General features: G+C 72.2%; 1 protein-coding gene and 1 pseudogene. Both read left to right on the top strand.

Features of this window, described 5'->3' with window-relative positions:
- Positions 1-502: pseudogene (locus AB0O00_RS14685) on the top strand (hypothetical protein); the annotation flags it as partial.
- A gap of 174 nt (positions 503-676) precedes the next feature.
- Positions 677-1,693, top strand: coding sequence for a methyltransferase (locus tag AB0O00_RS14680; protein ID WP_363651670.1), 1,017 nt, complete (start codon positions 677-679; stop codon positions 1,691-1,693).
- The last annotated feature ends 43 nt before the right edge of the window (positions 1,694-1,736 follow it).

Here is a 1,736-nt window from a genome sequence, read left to right as displayed (position 1 = left end):
CATGGTGTTCGCCCAGGGCGGCACCAGCGCCCTGAGCAGCCTGCGGGCCGCGGCGGACGCCGGGGACGAGGAACTCGCGGCCACCGCGGCCGCCGTCGCGACCCGCGTGATGCGGGCCTGCCGGGCCGCCCTGCGCTTCGCGGGGGACGCCTCGGCGGACCAGTACCGGGCCGAGATCCGGCCCACGCTGATGCCGCCGGTCGCACCCCCGCAGATGAGCGGGCTGCGCTGGCGCGACCACGAGGCCCTGGTGGCCGGGCTGACGGAGTCCCGGGCCGCGTGGTCCTGGCTGGCGGCCCGCCGCCCGGGTGCCCTGGCGGACTTCCGAACGGCGCTGGACGCCACCTACGACGCGCACAAGGGCGTGTGCGGGCACTTCGTGGGGCGGCAGTCACCGAGCCTCCTCGCGACCAGCCGCTCGCACCGCCCCGCGGTGGGCGTCATCGAGCAGTTCCACCGCCTCCGGGCGGCCACGCTCCCGGACCGGCCCGAACCCGCCTGACGCGACCCCGCCCGACGCGCCTACCGAAACCCACTCACCGAAACCCACTCACCGAAACCCACTCATCGAAGCCCGAAAGGCAAGGCACCCATGACGACCACCGCCCCCAACCCGCACGGCACCGGCACCACCCCCGGCTCCACTCCCGCCCCCACCCCCGTCCCCGCACTGGACATGGACGGACTGTCCCGGATCCTCTTCGGGCACGCGGCCTTCCAGTACCTCAACGCCGCCTGCGAACTGGGCCTGCCCGACCTCCTCGCCGAGAAGGGCGCGCTCACCCGCGAGGAGGTCAGGGACAGCCTCGGCCTCCAGGACCGCGCCGTCGAGATCCTGCTCCTCGGCTGCACGTCCCTCGGCATCGTCGTGAAGGAGGACGGCCGCTACCACCTCGCGCGGGTCGTGCGGGATCTCATGGACGAGGGCGACTGGCAGCGCTTCAAGGACACCGTCGCGTTCGAGCAGTACGTCGTCTACGAGGGCCAGCTGGACTTCACCGACTCGCTGCGCGAGAACCGCAACGTCGGCCTGCGCCGGGTGCGCGGCTCGGGCCGCGACCTGTACCACCGGCTGGCCGAGAACCCGCACCTGGAGCAGGTGTTCTACCGCTACATGCGGTCGTGGTCGGAGCTCGCGAACAAGCACCTCGTGCACGAGCTCGACCTGTCCGGGCGCAAGCACCTGCTGGACTGCGGCGGCGGCGACGCGGTCAACGCCATCGCGCTGGCCAAGGCCAACCCGGACCTGAAGGTCACGGTCTTCGAGATCCCGGCCTCCGGCACCATCGCGGAGAAGAAGATCGCCCAGGCCGGCGTGAGCGACCAGGTCTCGGTGATCACCGGCGACATGTTCGCCGATCCGCTGCCCACCGGCTGCGACGTCGTGATGTTCGCCCACCAGCTGGTCATCTGGACGCTGGAGGAGAACACCGAACTGCTCCGCCGGGCCTACGAGGCGCTGCCGGCGGGCGGCCAGCTGGTGGTGTTCAACTCGATGTCCAACGACGAGGGGGACGGCCCGGTCGTGGCCGCGCTGGACAGCGTGTACTTCGCCGCGCTGCCGGCCGAGGGCGGGATGATCTACTCCTGGGCGCAGCACGAGAAGTGCCTGCTCGACGCCGGTTTCAGCACCGTCAAGCGCATCCCGATCCCGGGCTGGACCCCGCACGGCGTCATCGTCGCGACCAAGTAGCCACCGGGTCCCGCGAGTTCCGGACCGGCCGGGGCCGCCGCCC

It is taken from the genome of Kitasatospora sp. NPDC093558, assembly GCF_040683475.1.
GTDB lineage: Bacteria > Actinomycetota > Actinomycetes > Streptomycetales > Streptomycetaceae > Kitasatospora.
The sequence above is the reverse complement of the archived record's forward strand: the minus strand, read 5'-3'. Positions and strand labels throughout refer to the sequence as shown.